17 protein-coding genes are annotated in these 17,762 nt (G+C 52.9%); 9 read left to right on the forward strand and 8 right to left on the reverse strand.

The genetic code is table 11. From position 1 onward, the window contains the following. Positions 1-40 precede the first annotated feature (40 nt). The gene (gene rne, locus L3068_RS08465; RefSeq protein ID WP_048996966.1) at positions 41-3,157 is read right to left on the reverse strand and encodes a ribonuclease E; all 3,117 of its coding nucleotides are present in this window, start codon (positions 3,155-3,157) and stop codon (positions 41-43) included. A 572-nt stretch (positions 3,158-3,729) separates the two neighbouring features. Here rne and rluC point away from each other — a divergent pair. Then, a complete protein-coding gene (gene rluC / locus L3068_RS08470; protein WP_014883373.1) occupies positions 3,730-4,677 on the forward strand; it encodes a 23S rRNA pseudouridine(955/2504/2580) synthase RluC in 948 nt (315 codons plus the stop codon). Between the two features lie 79 nt (positions 4,678-4,756). Here rluC and L3068_RS08475 read toward each other — a convergent pair whose 3' ends face one another. Beyond that, positions 4,757-5,341, reverse strand: a complete 585-nt coding sequence (locus L3068_RS08475; RefSeq protein WP_023332694.1) for a Maf family protein — start codon at positions 5,339-5,341, stop codon at positions 4,757-4,759. A gap of 140 nt (positions 5,342-5,481) precedes the next feature. Here L3068_RS08475 and yceD point away from each other — a divergent pair, with 140 nt between their 5' ends. The 8 genes from yceD (at position 5,482) to fabF (ending at position 11,684) form a co-directional block, all read left to right on the forward strand. After that, the gene (gene yceD, locus L3068_RS08480) at positions 5,482-6,003 is read left to right on the forward strand and encodes a 23S rRNA accumulation protein YceD (protein WP_014883375.1); all 522 of its coding nucleotides are present in this window, start codon (positions 5,482-5,484) and stop codon (positions 6,001-6,003) included. A gap of 16 nt (positions 6,004-6,019) precedes the next feature. Continuing rightward, positions 6,020-6,193, forward strand: coding sequence for a 50S ribosomal protein L32 (gene rpmF, locus L3068_RS08485; RefSeq protein WP_003857964.1), 174 nt, complete (start codon positions 6,020-6,022; stop codon positions 6,191-6,193). Positions 6,194-6,273: 80 nt separating this feature from the next. Continuing rightward, positions 6,274-7,308: a phosphate acyltransferase PlsX gene (gene plsX, locus L3068_RS08490; RefSeq protein WP_014883376.1), complete on the forward strand. Its 1,035-nt coding sequence runs from the start codon at positions 6,274-6,276 to the stop codon at positions 7,306-7,308. Positions 7,309-7,314: 6 nt separating this feature from the next. Continuing rightward, positions 7,315-8,268 (forward strand): beta-ketoacyl-ACP synthase III, encoded by a 954-nt coding sequence (locus L3068_RS08495; protein ID WP_023332696.1) that lies wholly within the window; start codon positions 7,315-7,317, stop codon positions 8,266-8,268. Positions 8,269-8,283: 15 nt separating this feature from the next. Continuing rightward, positions 8,284-9,213 (forward strand): ACP S-malonyltransferase, encoded by a 930-nt coding sequence (gene fabD / locus L3068_RS08500; RefSeq protein WP_014883378.1) that lies wholly within the window; start codon positions 8,284-8,286, stop codon positions 9,211-9,213. A gap of 12 nt (positions 9,214-9,225) precedes the next feature. Next, positions 9,226-9,960, forward strand: coding sequence for a 3-oxoacyl-ACP reductase FabG (gene fabG, locus L3068_RS08505; protein ID WP_008500795.1), 735 nt, complete (start codon positions 9,226-9,228; stop codon positions 9,958-9,960). Positions 9,961-10,114: 154 nt separating this feature from the next. Beyond that, positions 10,115-10,351, forward strand: coding sequence for an acyl carrier protein (acpP, locus tag L3068_RS08510; RefSeq protein WP_003857954.1), 237 nt, complete (start codon positions 10,115-10,117; stop codon positions 10,349-10,351). Between the two features lie 91 nt (positions 10,352-10,442). Next, positions 10,443-11,684: a beta-ketoacyl-ACP synthase II gene (gene fabF, locus L3068_RS08515; RefSeq protein ID WP_117581381.1), complete on the forward strand. Its 1,242-nt coding sequence runs from the start codon at positions 10,443-10,445 to the stop codon at positions 11,682-11,684. A 62-nt stretch (positions 11,685-11,746) separates the two neighbouring features. On the opposite strand, the gene L3068_RS08520 is transcribed toward fabF, so the two are convergent. From L3068_RS08520 to L3068_RS08545, 6 genes are all read right to left on the reverse strand, one after another. Next, on the reverse strand, positions 11,747-12,259 hold the full coding sequence (locus L3068_RS08520; protein ID WP_117581383.1) for a fimbrial protein: 513 nt from the start codon (positions 12,257-12,259) through the stop codon (positions 11,747-11,749). A 15-nt stretch (positions 12,260-12,274) separates the two neighbouring features. Further along, complete coding sequence (locus L3068_RS08525; RefSeq protein WP_023332699.1) at positions 12,275-12,802, reverse strand: fimbrial protein; 528 nt, start codon at positions 12,800-12,802, stop codon at positions 12,275-12,277. Between the two features lie 16 nt (positions 12,803-12,818). Next, a complete protein-coding gene (locus L3068_RS08530; protein WP_117581385.1) occupies positions 12,819-13,820 on the reverse strand; it encodes a fimbrial protein in 1,002 nt (333 codons plus the stop codon). Continuing rightward, positions 13,811-16,354 (reverse strand): fimbria/pilus outer membrane usher protein, encoded by a 2,544-nt coding sequence (locus tag L3068_RS08535; protein WP_014883383.1) that lies wholly within the window; start codon positions 16,352-16,354, stop codon positions 13,811-13,813. The genes L3068_RS08530 and L3068_RS08535 overlap by 10 nt, the downstream gene beginning before the upstream one ends. A 38-nt stretch (positions 16,355-16,392) precedes the next feature. Further along, on the reverse strand, positions 16,393-17,064 hold the full coding sequence (locus L3068_RS08540; protein ID WP_014883384.1) for a fimbrial biogenesis chaperone: 672 nt from the start codon (positions 17,062-17,064) through the stop codon (positions 16,393-16,395). A gap of 78 nt (positions 17,065-17,142) precedes the next feature. Next, on the reverse strand, positions 17,143-17,682 hold the full coding sequence (locus L3068_RS08545) for a fimbrial protein (RefSeq protein WP_014883385.1): 540 nt from the start codon (positions 17,680-17,682) through the stop codon (positions 17,143-17,145). Positions 17,683-17,762: the final 80 nt, after the last annotated feature.

Raw genomic sequence — 17,762 nt, forward strand, 5'->3', positions numbered from 1 at the left:
AAAAGCCGACCCGAAGGTCGGCTTTCAGCGCCAGCGTCCGTTATTCAACAGACTGCGGACGGGTGGCTGGTGCAGTAGCCTTGTGCGTAGCACTGTGACCACCGGCTGCACCTTTACCTTCGAAGTTGAATTCCGGGCGAACCCAGTCGCTGTGACGCGGTGCTTCAGGCACATAATCCGGTGCCGGAGCACGTGTCATCGGCGCTGTTGCAACGTGAACTGGCGCAGGCGCGGCGACAATCTTAACCGGCTCTGGCTCCACTTCAGGCGCTTTCACGTCTTCGACAACCGGTTCAACCTGAATCTCAACGTCCTGAACAACGTCTTCAGTGGTGGTTTCGACGATGGCTTCAGCGGTCTCTTCCACTGCGGCTACAGGTTCAGCCTCTTCAGCGACGTCCTTAGCGACCACGACATCTTCTTCAGCAATCAGCTGTGGAGCGGCTTCAACCGGCGCGGCAATCACTTCAGGGTGCGTGGTTTCGACTTCTACAGCCTGAGGTTCTGCTGTTTCAACAGCCTGAGGCTCAACCACGGTTGCGGCTTCAGTCACGACCTCTTCAACCGCGGCGACAGGTGCAATCACCTCTTCGGTCACAGCCTGTTCTTCAACAGCCTGCTCCGGGCGAGCAACCGGGTAACGGATCCAGACTTTGCCGGATGCCATTTCAGGTGACGCGCACGCGACGGTCAACGGCATTGGAGACTGAGTCGGGTAACGCTCGTCACGGTAACGACGACGACGCTGGCCGCTGACGCGCAGATGACGCGGAGAACGACGTGAACGGCGCGGCATGCCTGCGTTGTCACGGTTTTCCCCATTCTCATCCTGCTCAACGTGATTTTCCACAACGGCTGGCAGATCAACTTTTGCAATCTGCGTACCCGTTGCGGCTTCCGGTACTTCAGCCGCTACAGCTGCGGTTTCTTCTGCCTGAGGAGCACCAATGCGCACTTTCTGCGTCAGCTGGCGCTGCTTACGACGTGGCATAACCTGAGTACGTTCTTCCTGCTCGCTGTCCTGCTGCTCTACAGGCTCTTCGCGGTTCAGATTTTTGACTTCCTGCTGCGCCTGACGTTTCTCGTCGTTACGACGACGGCTACGTTCGCGACGTGGCTGCTGGTCGTCACGCTGTTTGCCTTTCTCAGACTCATCGCCCGCCTGCTGGCGAATTTCACGATCTTCAACGTTCTGCTGTTGTTTCTCGCGACGGTTGCGACGGTTGTCTTCGCGTTGCTCACGGCCTTCGCTGTTGTCTGAACGGTTGTCACGACGGTCGTTACGATCGTTACGGTCGTTGCGGTCATTACGATCGCGGCGGTTGTTCTGACGTTTACGACGATCCTGCTGACGCTCAGGTTTAGCCGCTTTTGGTTCTTCTTTCGGCTGCTCTGGCTGGACTTCTTCACCCGCAAACATCTTTTTCAGCGCGCCGAAGAAGCGGCTCAGCAGACCCGGTTGCGCCGGCTGGGCTTTCGGTGCAGCGGCTTCTGGTTTCTGCACGACAGGTTTAGTGACTGGTTTTTCCAGGGCCGCTTCTGGCGGTGCTTCTGGCATGATAAAAGTGGCTAACGCAGGCTGCTCTGGCAGTTTGCGCTCGGCGGGTTCCTCATCGGAAGGCAGCGCCATCTCTTCTTCGTGCAGTTTCGGCAGCAGATAGCTGAGCGTGCTGGTCTCTTCACCTTTACGGACACGCAGCACGTGGTAGTGCGGGGTTTCCATCTGGTCGTTTGGCACGATGATGCAGCGAACGCCGCCCTGACGTGCTTCGATAGCACTCACCGCAGCACGTTTTTCGTTCAGCAGGTAGGAGGCAATTGGCACAGGGACAATGGCGTGAACCTCTTTGGTGTTCTCTTTCAGCGCTTCTTCTTCAATCAGACGCAGGATAGAGAGGGAGAGAGATTCGTTATCACGTACGGTACCGGTGCCGGAGCAACGCGGGCAGACGTGATGGCTGGATTCACCCAGCGACGGGCTCAGGCGCTGGCGGGACATCTCCAGCAGGCCGAAGCGCGAGATATGGCTAATCTGGATACGTGCACGATCCTGACGTACCGCTTCACGCAGGCGGTTCTCGACCGCACGCTGGTGGCGGACCGGCGTCATGTCGATGAAGTCGATAACAATCAGACCACCCAGGTCGCGCAGGCGGAGCTGGCGGGCGATTTCATCTGCGGCTTCAAGGTTGGTGTTGAAGGCGGTCTCTTCGATGTCACCGCCGCGTGTGGCACGTGCGGAGTTGATGTCGATTGCGGTCAGCGCTTCTGTTGTATCGATTACGATAGAACCGCCAGAGGGCAGGCGCACTTCACGCTGGAAGGCGGACTCAATCTGGGATTCAATCTGATAGTGGCTGAACAGCGGGATTTCGCCGGTGTACAGTTTGATTTTGCTGGTGAAATCCGGACGACCCAGTGCGGCGATGTGCTGGCGAGCCAGTTCAAGCACTTTTGGGTTGTCGATCAGGATTTCACCGATGTCCTGACGCAGGTAGTCACGGAAGGCACGCACGATAACGTTGCTTTCCTGGTGGATCAGGAACGGAGCAGGGCGGCTTTCTGCAGCTTTCTGGATAGCTTCCCAGTGCTTCAGACGGAAGCTTAAGTCCCACTGCAGCGCTTCGGCAGATTTGCCCACGCCTGCGGTACGCACGATAAGCCCCATGCCATCCGGCAGCTCAAGGCTTGCCAGCGCTTCTTTCAGCTCGGTACGGTCATCACCTTCGATACGGCGAGAGATGCCACCCGCACGCGGGTTGTTTGGCATCAGCACCAGATAGCTCCCTGCCAGGCTAATAAAGGTCGTCAGTGCGGCACCTTTGTTGCCACGCTCTTCTTTATCAATCTGGACGATAACTTCCTGACCTTCACGCAGAACATCTTTGATGTTTGGGCGGCCATGGGCGTTGTAGTTGGCAGGGAAATATTCGCGGGCGATTTCTTTCAGAGGGAGGAAACCATGACGCTCAGCACCGTAATCAACAAATGCAGCTTCAAGGCTGGGTTCAATGCGGGTGATTTTACCTTTGTAAATGTTCGCTTTTTTCTGTTCGTGTCCAGGACTTTCGATATCCAGGTCGTACAGGCGCTGCCCATCCACAAGGGCGACACGCAACTCTTCTTGCTGAGTTGCGTTGATTAACATTCTTTTCATCGTAACTTACTCGTTATTCTTACATTGACGACAAAGCTGCGGGCAAGGTGACGCTTTCCGGGGTATGAACCGATGGCCTCGTGTCTGTTCACGTCGCCAACCTCACGGTTGTCGCTCGCTTAAGAGGCGCAGAGTGTCGGTTGCCTGTATTTCATACGGAAACACAGCGCAATTATCAGGGGAATTGCCTGGGTAGAACTCTCCAGAGAACAATCCTTATACCGGGAAGTACTGCAACCCGCAGCCCGCTAACTGCCTGAAAGATCAATACGTCTTACGCCATTGCTGCGTGGATGATCGGTCAGGCAAAATTGGTCATTCCGTCAACATCCTTACGTAACCAGGATTTAACACGGAAAACGGCTTCATTATTCCACTGCTCGCCGGGTTATAGCAAGATGACTTTTACCAATTATCACCCGGTTACTCACAGTTTCTTCACTTCAAAACGGTGATTGGTTTAATAACCACCAAATCGATTGCGTGAAACGGGGTGCAGGCCGGACAAAAGTAAATATAAGCATAGAAAAATGAGTGGCGCTAATGGCTGACGATATTTAGAATCGCCAACCATGAAAACAGAGACTCCAGCCGTAAAAATGGTTGCTATCGCGGATGATGACGCGGGGCAACGTATCGACAACTTTTTGCGTACCCAACTGAAAGGGGTGCCAAAGAGCATGATTTACCGCATCCTGCGTAAGGGCGAGGTGCGGGTTAACAAAAAACGTGTGAAGCCCGAGTACAAACTCGAGGCGGGTGATGAAGTGCGCATTCCGCCGGTGCGCGTTGCCGAGCGTGAAGAAGAGACCGTTTCACCTAAACTACAGAAAGTGGCGGCTCTGAGTGATGTGATCCTGTATGAAGACGACCACATTCTGGTGCTGAACAAGCCGTCAGGGACCGCAGTCCACGGCGGTAGCGGCCTGAGCTTCGGCGTGATTGAAGGGTTACGCGCGCTGCGTCCGGAAGCCCGTTTCCTCGAGCTGGTTCACCGTCTTGACCGCGATACTTCCGGCGTGCTGCTGGTGGCGAAAAAGCGTTCCGCGCTGCGTTCCCTGCATGAGCAACTGCGTGAGAAAGGCATGCAGAAAGATTATCTCGCGCTGGTGCGCGGTCAGTGGCAGTCCCATGTGAAAGTGGTGCAGGCGCCGTTGCTGAAGAACATTCTGCAAAGCGGTGAGCGCATCGTCCGCGTAAACCAGGAAGGGAAACCGTCTGAGACGCGCTTTAAAGTTGAAGAGCGTTATGAGTTTGCCACGCTGGTACGCTGCAGCCCGGTGACGGGGCGTACCCATCAGATTCGCGTGCATACGCAGTTTGCGGGCCATCCGATTGCGTTTGATGACCGCTATGGCGATCGCGAATTTGATAAGCAGCTGGCGGGAACCGGCTTGTCTCGTCTGTTCCTGCATGCGGCTGCGCTGAAGTTTACCCATCCGAATACCGGGGAAGTCATTCGTATTGAAGCGCCGCTGGATGAGCAGTTGAAACGCTGCCTGAAGGTTTTGCGCGGCTGATTATGTGCCGGGTGGCGCTGCGCTTACCCGGCCTACGAAATCTGTAGGCCCATGCAAGCGAAGCGCCGCTGGGCAAACGTCACAGGGTCAGCGGATTACACGCTTCTCTGCGTAACATCTGGCACAGCGCTATCAACGGTAACCCCACCAGCGTATTCGGATCGCGTCCGTCCAGCTTGTCGAATAGCGCAATCCCCAATCCTTCACTTTTAAAACTTCCCGCACAGTTCAGCGGACGCTCCCGGCGTACATAATCCATGATCTCCTGCTCGCTGAGATGGCGGAAGTGCACGTCAAAAGGCTCACACTCCGTTTGCAGATGACCAGAGGCGGAGTTATAGAGCGCCAGACCCGTATAAAAGGTCACAATGTTGCCACGCGCCTGCATAAGCTGTTTGAACGCGTTCTCTTCAGTGTGCGGTTTACCTGTTATTTCTCCGTCCAGCACACAAACCTGATCGGAGCCTATAATCAAGTGTGAAGGATAGCGCGCGGCGAGCGACTGCGCCTTCTCCTTAGCGAGACGGCTCACCAGATGTCGTGGTGATTCACCAGGCTGTGGCGTTTCATCAACATCCGGTGCGGCACATTCAAACGGGATCCCAAGCTTTTCCAGCAACATTCGGCGGTAAGGAGAAGTGGAAGCAAGGACGAGATTTGGCATATTTTTATCACCAGATATAGCGTATCGATGCCAGCCATTTTAAACTACAGGCCGCAATGTGTGCGAATAATTGGCAAAAGGCAGCTCTGGTTGCCTTTTTCTTTGACTCTATGACGTTACAAAGTTAATATGCGCGCCCTATGCAAAAGGTAAAATTACCCCTGACTCTTGATCCGGTTCGTACGGCTCAAAAACGCCTCGATTACGAAGGTATTTATACTTCCGATCAGGCTGAGCGTATTGCCGAATCCGTAGTCAGTGTGGACAGTGATGTAGAATGCTCCATGTCGTTCGCTATCGACAACCAGCGTCTCGCCGTTTTAACCGGTGATGCAAAGGTGACGGTAACCCTCGAGTGTCAGCGTTGCGGGAAACCGTTTGTACAGCATGTTCACACAACGTATTGTTTTAGTCCGGTTCGTTCTGACGAACAGGCTGAAGCACTCCCGGAAGCGTATGAGCCGATTGAGGTAAACGAATTCGGTGAAATCGATCTTCTGGCTCTGGTTGAAGATGAAATCATCCTCACCTTGCCAGTGGTTCCGGTGCATGATTCTGAACACTGTGAAGTGTCCGAGGCGGACATGGTCTTTGGGGAATTGCCTGATGAAGCGCAAAAACCAAACCCATTTGCCGTATTAGCCAGCTTAAAGCGTAAGTAATTGAGGAGTAAGGTCCATGGCCGTACAACAGAATAAACCAACCCGTTCCAAACGTGGCATGCGTCGTTCCCATGACGCGCTGACTGCAGTTACCAGCCTGTCTGTAGACAAGACTTCTGGTGAGAAACACCTGCGTCACCACATCACCGCTGACGGTTTCTACCGCGGCCGCAAGGTTATCACTAAGTAATCACGCGTCAGCGTGATTAGGCTTAGTGAGGATTTCCCCGTGCAAACGGGGAAGTTACCGAACCAGGCTGCGACGATACCTTGACACGTCTAACCCTGGCGTTAGATGTCATGGGGGGAGATTTTGGCCCTTCCGTGACAGTGCCTGCAGCATTGCAGGCACTGAATTCTAATTCGCAACTCACACTTCTTTTAGTCGGCAATCCCGACACAATCACGCCATTACTTGCAAAAGCTGACTTTGAACAACGTTCACGTCTGCAGATTATTCCTGCGCAGTCAGTTATTGCCAGTGATGCCCGGCCTTCGCAGGCGATTCGCAACAGCCGTGGGAGCTCAATGCGGATCGCGCTGGAGCTGGTGAAAGAAGGGCGAGCGCAGGCTTGCGTCAGTGCGGGAAATACCGGCGCGCTGATGGGGCTGTCGAAATTATTGCTCAAGCCGATTGAGGGTATTGAGCGCCCGGCGCTGGTGACGGTATTACCGCATCAACAAAAGGGCAAAACGGTGGTGCTGGATCTCGGTGCTAACGTGGATTGTGATAGTACCATGCTGGCTCAGTTCGCCGTGATGGGATCGGTGCTGGCAGAAGACGTGGTCGGGATTAAGAATCCCCGCGTGGCGTTATTAAATATTGGTGAAGAAGAGACCAAAGGCCTGGACAGCATTCGCGAAGCTGCTGAAATGCTCAAACAGGTTCCCTCCATCAACTATATTGGTTATCTCGAAGCCAATGAGTTGCTGACGGGGAAAACGGACGTTCTGGTGTGCGATGGCTTCACCGGGAACGTCACGTTGAAGACCATGGAAGGGGTCGTGCGCATGTTCCTTTCTCTGCTGAAATCTCAGGGAGAGGGCAAAAAAAGTGCCTGGTGGCTAATTTTATTGAAACGTTGGTTACAAAAAAGCCTGACGCGGCGATTCAGTCACCTCAACCCCGACCAGTATAATGGCGCCTGTCTGTTAGGATTGCGCGGCATTGTGATTAAGAGTCACGGAGCCGCCAATCAGCGAGCATTTTCTGTCGCCATAGAACAGGCAGTGCAGGCGGTGCAGCGACAAGTCCCTCAGCGGATTGCCGCTCGCCTGGAATCTGTATTAGCTAAAAGTGACTGAGCGTACATGTATACGAAGATTTTAGGTACCGGCAGCTACCTGCCAAAACAAGTGCGTACCAACGCCGATCTGGAAAAAATGGTAGATACGTCTGACGAGTGGATTGTCACGCGCACAGGTATCCGTGAACGTCGTATCGCCGCGCCAGACGAAACCGTGTCCACCATGGGTTACGAAGCCGCACAGCGTGCTATCGAAATGGCGGGCATTGATAAAGAACAGATTGGCTTGATCGTGGTCGCTACGACGTCTGCCACGCATGCTTTCCCTAGCGCAGCGTGTCAGGTGCAGAACATGCTCGGTATTAAAGGCTGCCCGGCGTTTGACGTTGCCGCCGCGTGTGCAGGCTTTACCTATGCGCTGAGCATTGCCGATCAGTATGTTAAATCGGGTTCCGTCAAATATGCGCTGGTGATCGGTGCTGACGTACTGGCGCGTACCTGCGATCCAACCGATCGCGGGACGATCATTATTTTTGGTGATGGTGCAGGCGCGGTGCTGCTGGGGCAGTCCGAAGAGCCGGGTATCATCTCTACGCATTTGCATGCCGATGGTCGCTACGGTGAACTGTTAACGCTGCCTAACGCCGATCGCGTTAATCCGGATAACGCTATTTACCTGACCATGGCGGGTAATGAGGTGTTCAAGGTGGCGGTGACTGAGCTTGCGCACATTGTCGATGAGACGCTGGAAGCGAACAACCTTGAACGTACCGCACTCGACTGGCTGGTACCGCATCAGGCGAACCTGCGTATCATCAGCGCGACCGCTAAAAAGCTGGGCATGTCGATGGATAACGTTGTGGTGACGCTGGACCGTCACGGCAACACCTCTGCGGCGTCAGTACCGTGCGCATTTGATGAAGCGGTACGCGACGGACGAATCAAACGGGGCCAGTTGGTCTTGCTTGAAGCCTTCGGTGGCGGGTTCACCTGGGGTTCCGCGCTGGTTCGTTTCTAGGATAAGGAATAAAAAATGACGCAATTTGCTTTTGTGTTCCCGGGCCAGGGTTCTCAAACCGTTGGGATGTTGTCTGAAATGGCAGCAAACTACCCGGTCATTGAAGAGACTTTTCGTGAAGCTTCTGACGCGCTGGGTTATGATCTGTGGGCGCTGACTCAACAGGGTCCGGCCGAAGAGCTGAACAAAACCTGGCAGACCCAGCCAGCATTACTGACCGCTTCCGTTGCACTGTGGCGCGTCTGGCAGCAGCAGGGCGGTAAAGCCCCCGCTCTGCTCGCGGGTCATAGCCTGGGAGAATACTCTGCGCTGGTCTGCGCCGGTGTAATCGCGTTTGCTGACGCGGTGCGCCTGGTAGAACTGCGCGGTAAATTCATGCAGGAAGCGGTGCCGGAAGGCACGGGTGGCATGTCTGCCATTATCGGCCTGGATGATGCCGCGATTGCAAAAGCGTGTGAAGAGTCTGCTGAAGGTCAGGTGGTTTCTCCGGTTAACTTCAACTCGCCAGGCCAGGTTGTTATCGCCGGTCATAAAGAAGCGGTTGAACGTGCCGGTGCTGCCTGTAAAGCTGCAGGCGCGAAACGTGCACTGCCGCTGCCGGTGAGCGTGCCGTCTCACTGTGCACTGATGAAGCCCGCTGCCGAGAAACTGGCGGTTGAGCTGGAAAAAATCACTTTTAACGCACCGACGATTTCCGTTGTGAACAACGTCGATGTGAAATGCGAAACCGCGCCGGAAGCCATCCGCGACGCGCTGGTTCGCCAGCTCTACAGCCCGGTACAGTGGACCAAAACCGTTGAGTTTATGGCCGCTCAGGGCGTTGAGCAACTGTATGAAGTCGGCCCAGGTAAGGTCCTCACCGGTCTGACAAAACGTATTGTTGACACCCTGACAGCGTCCGCGATTAACGAGCCGGAAGCGATGTCAGCGGCACTCTCGCAATAAAAGAGGAATACCATGAGTTTTGAAGGAAAAATTGCCCTGGTCACTGGCGCAAGCCGTGGTATCGGGCGCGCAATTGCTGAAACACTGGTTGCGCGCGGCGCGAAAGTGATTGGTACAGCAACCAGCGAGAATGGCGCTCAGGCCATCAGCGAATATCTGGGGGCAAACGGTAAAGGTCTGGTACTGAATGTGACCGAACCTGCATCTATCGAATCTGTTCTGGAAAATATTCGTGCAGAGTTTGGCGAAGTGGATATTCTGGTAAACAATGCCGGGATCACTCGCGACAACCTTCTGATGCGAATGAAAGATGATGAGTGGAACGATATTATCGAAACCAACCTGTCATCTGTATTCCGTCTGTCAAAAGCGGTAATGCGCGCTATGATGAAAAAGCGTCATGGTCGTATTATCACTGTTGGTTCTGTGGTTGGTACCATGGGAAATGCTGGTCAGGCTAACTACGCTGCGGCGAAAGCGGGTCTGATTGGTTTCAGTAAGTCGCTGGCGCGTGAAGTCGCGTCCCGCGGGATTACTGTAAACGTTGTTGCTCCGGGCTTTATTGAAACGGACATGACGCGTGCGCTGACCGATGAGCAGCGTGCGGGTACACTGGCGGCAGTTCCGGCGGGTCGTCTTGGCGACCCTAAAGAAATCGCCAGTGCGGTTGCATTTTTAGCCTCTGACGAAGCGGGTTACATCACTGGTGAAACCCTCCACGTCAACGGCGGGATGTACATGGTTTAATCACGATCGAAAATATTTGCGTTATTAGGGCAAATGGCCTCAAAATAACGTAAAATCGTGGTAAGACCTGCCGGGATTTAGTTGCAAATTTTTCAACATTTTATACACTACGAAAACCATCGCGAAAGCGAGTTTTGATAGGAAATTTAAGAGTATGAGCACTATCGAAGAACGCGTTAAGAAAATTATCGGCGAACAGCTGGGCGTTAAGCAGGAAGAAGTTGTGAACTCCGCTTCCTTCGTTGAAGACCTGGGCGCAGATTCTCTTGACACCGTTGAGCTGGTAATGGCTCTGGAAGAAGAGTTTGATACTGAGATTCCGGACGAAGAAGCTGAGAAGATCACCACCGTTCAGGCTGCCATTGATTACATCAACGGCCACCAGGCGTAAGTGAACATCTCCAGGCGGTCATTCGACCGCCTGAGTTTTATCTTTTTTAGTCCCACGAATCTCTTTTTTTATCCCTCCCTGGAGGACAAACGTGTCTAAGCGTCGTGTAGTTGTGACCGGACTTGGCATGTTGTCTCCTGTCGGCAATACCGTAGAGTCCACCTGGAAAGCTCTCCTTGCCGGTCAGAGCGGCATCAGCCTAATCGACCATTTCGATACTAGCGCCTATGCAACGAAATTTGCTGGCTTAGTAAAGGATTTTAACTGTGAAGAGATCATCTCGCGCAAAGAACAGCGCAAGATGGATGCCTTCATTCAATATGGAATTGTCGCTGGCGTTCAGGCCATGCAGGATTCTGGCCTTGAAATTACGGAAGAGAACGCAACCCGTATCGGTGCCGCTATCGGCTCCGGGATTGGCGGTCTTGGCCTGATCGAGGAAAACCATACATCCCTGATGAATGGCGGCCCGCGTAAAATCAGCCCGTTCTTCGTTCCGTCCACGATTGTTAACATGGTGGCGGGTCACCTGACCATCATGTTTGGCCTGCGTGGTCCAAGCATTTCAATCGCGACTGCTTGTACGTCTGGCGTACATAACATCGGCCAGGCCGCGCGCATGATTGCGTACGGCGATGCAGATGCTATGGTTGCGGGTGGTGCAGAAAAAGCCAGTACCCCTCTGGGTGTCGGTGGTTTTGGTGCAGCGCGTGCGCTCTCTACCCGTAACGATAATCCTCAGGCGGCAAGCCGTCCGTGGGATAAAGACCGTGACGGTTTCGTACTGGGTGACGGTGCGGGCATGCTCGTGCTGGAAGAGTACGAACACGCGAAAAAACGCGGCGCGAAAATTTATGCTGAAGTCGTTGGCTTTGGTATGAGTAGCGACGCTTATCACATGACGTCTCCTCCGGAGAATGGCGCAGGTGCTGCGCTGGCAATGGAAAACGCGATCCGTGATGCGGGCATTACGCCAGCTCATATTGGCTACGTTAACGCGCACGGTACCTCTACACCTGCAGGCGACAAAGCGGAAGCTCAGGCTGTTAAGTCTATCTTCGGCGAGTCTGCCAGCCGCGTACTGGTCAGCTCCACAAAATCCATGACCGGTCACCTGTTGGGTGCGGCGGGTGCAGTAGAGTCAATCTACTCTATCCTTGCGCTGCGCGATCAGGCGGTTCCACCAACCATCAACCTGGATAACCCGGATGAAGGTTGCGATCTGGACTTCGTGCCTCACGAAGCGCGTCAGGTTAGCGGTATGGAGTACACCCTGTGTAACTCCTTCGGCTTCGGCGGTACCAATGGCTCGCTGATTTTCAAACGCGTGTAATGGTTTCTTGCCCATAAAAAACGGAGCGCATAGCGCTCCGTTTTTTTTAGTTCACATTTTCGTTACTGATAGGTAAAAGTGAACTGGACGGTGGTGTTAAATTCGCCTGCCGTGACGGTTCCCGTAGGGGTATAGAGGCGGGCCGCGAGAGGAAACTGCGCATTGTGCGTTGTTCTGTCTACATCGACGGTAATCGAGCCCGCGGGTGAGATCTCGGTGAGATGATCGCGGGTCATGATCTGCATCGCCATGCCTGTTGCATCCCCGCTGCTATTAGCAAATTTTGTCTGATCGTCACTGTCTGAATCGCCGGTCAAGGTAGCCTTAACACGTGTCGTTGAGCTGGGGCAGGATGAAAGCGTGAGTGAAAAATCCTGCCATTCTCCGGTTGCCCCAACGCGACTAAAGTTTACCGCTCGTGCTTGATCGAACCTTACTGTCTGATTTTTGGATCCCGCATCCACGGTACAGGCAGACGCCACGACCGTGCCGCTCAGATCGATAGTGGTTGCCTGCGCGGTGCTACAAAGCGCAAACACCAGGCATGCGAGAGTAGATTTTACCCGTTCTATCATCATCCCCATCCTGCATTACTGATAGGTAAAGGTGGCCTGTGCCTGGCCGATAATGGTGCCTGGCATCACGTTGCCGTTGGAAACGGCTCGGGCGCGCATTTTCAAATCATAGGCGTGCGTACTGCTGCTGATGGCGACATTTTGCAACGTGGCGCCACTCTTGTAAGCCGTGTTAGTCGTTTCGTCGGTCAACTCCAGCTTCAGGTTAGTGGCCGTTCCGGTATTTTTATAATAGTTAGTATCGGTATCCGCTGTACCGCCAAAAGTAACGCTAAAGCTGGACGTTGAAGCAGGGCAGTTTGTTAATGCAAGCGTAAAGTTAGTCCAGTTTGTTGCACTTCCGGCAGTGGCCAGACTATCAGCCTGTATATTGTCACCTAATTTTACCGCCAGCGAGGGGCTATCTCCATTGACCACACAGGGTGAGGCAACAACCGTGCCTGTAATGTCAATATTGACCGAGTTGGCTGAACACGCGCCAGAAAACAGACCTCCGCAGAGCGTTGCCAGAATCGCTATTTTTTTTCCATTCGCGATATTCATTTTCATTCCTTATGTATTAGTTGTAGGTTACTTTAAGTTCAATGGCCGATTTCACATTGCCAGCAGTAACGGTTGCAGCGTCATCAATATAATAAGCGACCTTAAAATCGGGCAGGGTGTAGTCGCCTGAGCCGTCATAAAGGCCCAGATTGATCTCACTGTTGATCTTATGTGCAGAACCATCGGCGTTCTTTACCTGAATATAGACATTGCTGGCGTAACCATCGCCAGTGACCGTATTTAATACCCCATTATTGGCATTGTGTGCGCCGTATACCGCGAATAAGTTATAGGTGATCCCATTAATCGCGCCAGGGCAGTTTTTCAACTCAACTTTGGGTACGTCGGTAATGTTTGATGCGCCACTTGCCAGGCTTGCGCCATACAGTGGGGATAATTTTATTTCCTTTGGTGCGTTAATAGTACAGGCAGTTATAATTGGCTGACTGACTACGCCGGACAGAATCAGGCCCGAATCTAACGCAACACCATCACCATCAGGGTTATGTACGTTCATGGTTACGTCGGGGACAGAAATAATAGTACCTGCTGGTATTTTTTCACTTAATCTGACCAGGCGATACCATACATGGTAGTAACCGTCACGCGCGCTACCATCGACAATTGGCAGATTGATGCGGTAATTGGGAGCTGTGGGATTATCTTGCGGTGAATATCCCGGTACAGATGAAACATGGACCTGATATTGAATACCAATACCTGGATTGCTTGTTGCCCAGGTCACATTGTCGGCAAGTAATTGTCCGTTAACAGACAAATCAATATAGGAGTTTTTTCCTTCGCCGGGGATAGTCTCGGTATAAATGGAATCATTATCATACCAGTCTGTCGTGCCGCCCACGACATTCGGTATAGATAATGTAGAAAATCCATGGTGCATGACATGGAAAGATTGAACTTCAATATAATTTGCGTAGGCGCAATTTATGCCTGACAGACCACATGGAATAAAAATAACAGGGGTTAGCCATTTTTTAAGCATTTTATTTAACGACATGATGCGTTGACCTCTACAATTGCGCTTGATGATGTGCTCTCTGGTAATTGCCAGCGGGTATGACACTGCTTATTTGCACCCCATTTAACGGTTGCACTTCCCTGAAGTGACATACCAGCCAGATAAACCTGTCCACCATCACCGACAATCGAGGTGGTTTTTGCGTTCTTGTCGTCAGTCACGATTGCACCAAACGGAACAGGGCGCCCGTCACGACGGGTTAACGTCATCAAAACGCGTTTACCCACACGTGTGTCAAAATGTGCCCGGACAATAGCCCCTCGGGTTGGCGTGACCGTTTTCGCAGAAAGCTCAACGTCGGCATCATCCGGCAGTTGTTCGGTATTCAGCGACAGCGTGTTTTCACGGTATGGGCTGATAAACGGCACAACGGTATAGCCGCGGAAATCGGTGCTGACGCCCGTCTGGTTAGTGATATCAACACCGCTTGCTCCCGGCGCTTCAACCAGAGCGACGGTCTCACCTAATTCCTGACTCAGCGTAATGCCATTTGCATGCGCAACCACACCGCCGCTGATACCATAATTTACCCGGCGCTGATCATGGTCGTAACTGTAGGCGCTGTTCATTCTGGCATAGGTACCCTGATAGTCCAGGCTGGCGCTACCACCGTTACCCCCATCGTGGTTCGTCTCGCTTTCCTGCACGCTCCAGTTGAGGTTCTGATCTTGCAGCGCGGTGCCATTCAGCCCGACCGTATGGCTGGTGCTGCCATGTTTACTGGTATTGAGGTTGTAGGTGGCGCGACTGCTGCTGAGCCAGCGATCCAGCGGCACGCTGATACTCATTGAGAACACCTGGTCCTCGCTGTAAACGGTGTCGCTGTCGCGGGCATCAGTGGTGTTACGGTTAAAGCTGTAGTTCAGGCTCCAGGTGATGCCGTTCCAGCTGTTGCTGTAACCCGCGCCGATTGAGCGCATTGTTCGGTCGCTGTTCCAGTAATCCTCGCTAATGGCGTTTAACGAGATGGACCCCGCGCCTTCCCAGAGATTCTGGTTAAGCAATATCTCGGCACGATTACGCCGGCGTTCGGTATTGTCCTGCCAGTTACTGTCCCGCCAGGTGTCGAGTACTTCCTGCAGGGTGTAATAGCCTGAAGTTGAGTAGCGATAACCCGAAATGGCGATATTGGTCCCCGTTTCGAGAATGTTTTTACTGTAACGAACCCGCATTGACTGGCCGATCGCTTTTTCCTGATCCTGTTGGGTTGACCAGGCCTGCGTGCCATCGACGGATACGGCTCCCAGCCCACCAAAGTTTTTACCGATCCCCACAAGTAGCGACTGATAATGTTGCGATAGCTGTCCGCCGCCGTAGGCGGTAAATCCTGCTGGCAGGCCGTAGATGGCCGAGCCCTGAGTAAAGAATGTTTTATCGACGGCGCTGTCGTAAGGACGGTACTGACCGCTGGTCAGGCTGTACTTTAAACGACCTTCACGCTGTAGAACCGGCAGTGAGGCGAAGGGGACCAACTGGTGCTGTTCGCTGCCGTCAGCTTCTTTAATCGTCACGTCCAGATCGCCGCTACTGCCCGTGGGATACATGTCAGTGATCTCAAATGCCCCCGGCGACACATAGCTTTGGTAAATGGTGTAGCCGTTTTGTTTAATGATGACCTGGGCGTTGGTCCGGGCAATTCCGCGAACCACCGGTGCGTAGCCGCGCAGGCTGTCAGGCAGCATGTCGTCATCGGAGGCCAGTTGCGCACCCCGGAAAGGTACGCTGTCAAACAGATCGGAAGGGGAGTTGCTTTCGCCAAGCGTCAGCTGACTTTTGAGCGCGATAATATTTCGCTGAGCGTAGGTATATGCCGAATCCCAGTTATTCTGGGTACTGTTGCCGCTGGTGTTGCGTGACCAGGTGCTGTAGTTACGTACGCGCCATGGGCCGATATTTAGCCCTGGGCGCAGGTTCAGGTAATAGCTGTCTGAATCGGTCATATCAGAGTGACGAGCCTGGGTGTTGCCGCCTGTAAAGCTGTAATTAAGCAGCAGCGCATTGATGCCTTCATCCAGGCGTTCTGGAGCAACATATCCACGCGCCTGGTTATTCATCGCCGCCTGAGGGATGCTCAACAAAAGTTGCTGTTTATTGAAGACGAACTGAGTAGCAGCGTTGGGAATAGCGGCCAGGTTTGCGCAATGGTTCTCTCCGGTCAGTTGCGGAAATTGCTCGGTTCGGACGCCAAAGTCACGTAGCATCTCCACGCTTATGCACGGTTGCAATGATGTCTGGCCGTGACTGTCCTTTTGCATGCTAAATTCAATGTCATGTGTGCCAGTCAATGTCTGATTGACCAGCACGTCAACGCGATAAGTACCCGGCATTTGGCCAACACCTTCTTCAAAGGCACTCAGGTCAGAAATGTCTTTACCTGGACCGTCAATACCCAGTAGCGCGGGGTTAAAATATTCCCGGGCACAGGCAGGGTGCGACAACGAGAATGTACACTGCAATGCGATGAAGCAGGCCAGCCTGGTTGGCGAGATCTTATTTTTTTTAGCTCTGATCATTCCGTGATCCTTTCGGAGTCCGAGTATCTAATGAGTGATTACTGCGTCTGGTGTTCCGCGCCAGCTGCGCCGAAGTCACTGATAATTTTCCAGCGAATATTGCCTTTGGCATTTGCCGGAAGACTGAAGGTCGCGCTGGACATGGGCGCAACGTATGTCGCATCCGTAACCGTACTGGCACCGACTTTGACTTCGCTGAAGTTCATGTAATAGGGGGTTGGGTTACTGACCGTAAGCTGTTGATCGCTGCGTTTCCAGCTAAGCTTGCTGGCAAACTTTTCCGGCATCTCAGTAAGCGATGCGGGGCGATAAATGAGTTTGATACGTGTCTTAATCGCAATCTGTAGGGTATTTACGTTGTCTAACTTTTCTGTTGCCGGAATGGTTTTAATGTTCATCCAGAACAGTGACTCACGATCCTGTGGCAGATTCCCGCCCGTATTAATAATACGCAGTTTGTTTTCTTCATTGCCAGCTAAGCGGAACAGGGGCGGCGTGACGATAAACGGTGTTTTACTGGTGTCGTTTTCATCTTTATCAACCCATGACTGAATTAAATAGGAGTATGGGTCTGGGTTTTTGACGTCCAGGGAAGATTCTTTTTTGTCTGCATGGTATATAATGCGAGTGCCTCCAATAATAACACCCGCTTGCGCTGTTGCCATTGAAAAAACAAATGCAGCGGCGATTAATGAATTCACTAATTTCATCTGGTTAACCTCAAAATAGCAATGCCGGGAAGCCCCGGCATTGCTTATAGCCAAAGGCGGAAATTTATCGCGCGATGATTAATTGTATGCCAGCGTAAAGTTAGCGGTACCGTTAGCGGAACCCGCCTCAACGGTAGCGGCAGTTGCGATATACTGTGCGCTGAAATTCATGGTAGCGGTGCCAGCAGTCGCATCGATGGTCGCTGCTTTAGATGCGGTTGCCAGCGGTAACGCGGTGCCGTCGCCGTTCAGCAACTGAATAGCAACGCCTTTGGCAACGCCAGTGGTGCCTGCGCCGGTGACTTCCAGATAGTCATTATTAGTGGCGTCTGGTTTGCCGGTGTATTTCACAACAACAGCTTTGCCTTTCAGGTCTGCCGGGCACTCAGACAGTTTCAGAGTAAAGCGAGTATTCGCGGCAACAGAACCAGCCTCTGGCAGAGCAGTTTTAGCGATATCACCTAACTTGACGGTCTGCGGCGCGGTCATGGTGGTGTCAATTTTACAACCTTGCTCGATGATATTACCGGTGAAATTTACCTGTCCATCATCGGCCTGCGCGGCAGAAACCATTCCGAGTGTAGTGATTAAGGCAACAGCCGCTACTTTTCCTTTCATTGATAATGTCCTTGAAGAGTGTGATTGATATAAAACACAGGTGAGTACTCATGGCACACGATGTGATGATGCTCGATAGT

The sequence above is a fragment of the Enterobacter cloacae complex sp. ECL414 genome (genome assembly GCF_021869685.1).
In the GTDB taxonomy this organism is placed as follows: Bacteria; Pseudomonadota; Gammaproteobacteria; order Enterobacterales; family Enterobacteriaceae; genus Enterobacter; species Enterobacter kobei.